Here is a 1,085-nt window from a genome sequence, read left to right on the forward strand (position 1 = left end):
AAAGACACAACTTTCTTAAATCTCACTAGTGAGATTTAAGAAAGTTGTGTCTTTTTAATCACTATTGAGTAAGTGTTCAAGACACGAAAAACCGCATAAAACCCGTAAAATTTATTTGAGTTTTTTGTCGATGAGGAAGGAAATGAGACTTTGATCACGGTTCCACTTTTTGTTTTTAGTGATTTAATGGTCAAAATAACATTATGTATTTTAAGTGGTTATTTTTTGTTGCTTGAGCGTAACGGCTTTGGGCTGTGATAAATCATATTGATTTTAAATTCTTCAACGCGATCAGCCAGTTCAGGCTTTGGACGCAAAATGTAGCTGTACACCTCGCCATCAAGTAGTTCGTCGTAAGGCGAGTAGCTCAGATCAAATGCTAACGATTGTTGTCTGGTCGTGGGGTTACTAATGTATTCGTAGCAGTCAATTAGGTAAGTCGGATCGTAGGGGTTAGGATCGGAGATGATGTCGACCTGATAGTCTCCTTGACCAGCAATGACATGGCTGCCGTACCAGATGGCGACATCAGCACAATACAAGTTTGGATTGTAAGTGCGTAAGTTGAGATCGGAATCGATGCTTTCACCATGAGGCCCAATGACTTGAGTTCCATGGTGATAAATATAATTGCCAATTTCAGCCACGAGATAATCACCGTTAGGGCGAGGTAGCAAATAGTCAAAAAAGGATATCTGGTATAAATATCGTCCTGTCGGTGCGTTGATGCGTTTTTCCATCGATTGCTTGTTCTTTTGCATGGTATAGCTTTCGAATTGTTTACCATCAAACACGGTGGTGAAATAGTTCTGAGTCTCTTTATGAACCTGAGATGGGTACACCTTTTTGGTGGTCCAGATTTGACGAGCACCATTTGCGCTAACAATCAACGAGTCATCACTGATTTTGTAATGGCCCACTTTTTTTAGTGCTCCCTTTTCTGGGCATAAGCGCTTGTTGTTGGAGGCGGCAAAGTACACTTCTTCGTTTTCAAACTGAAACGCTTCGCAATACACCACTTCATACGCGTACGCGATACCGCCAAGGTTTTGTGTGGTTTCGAGGCGATACACAATGTCACCGAC

General features: G+C 41.5%; 1 pseudogene. It reads right to left on the reverse strand.

What is annotated here, in order from left to right:
* Nucleotides 1-218: 218 nt before the first annotated feature.
* Nucleotides 219-1,085: pseudogene (locus R7P67_RS26105) on the reverse strand (hypothetical protein); the annotation flags it as partial.

The organism is Vibrio sp. Vb0937, from assembly GCF_033338855.1.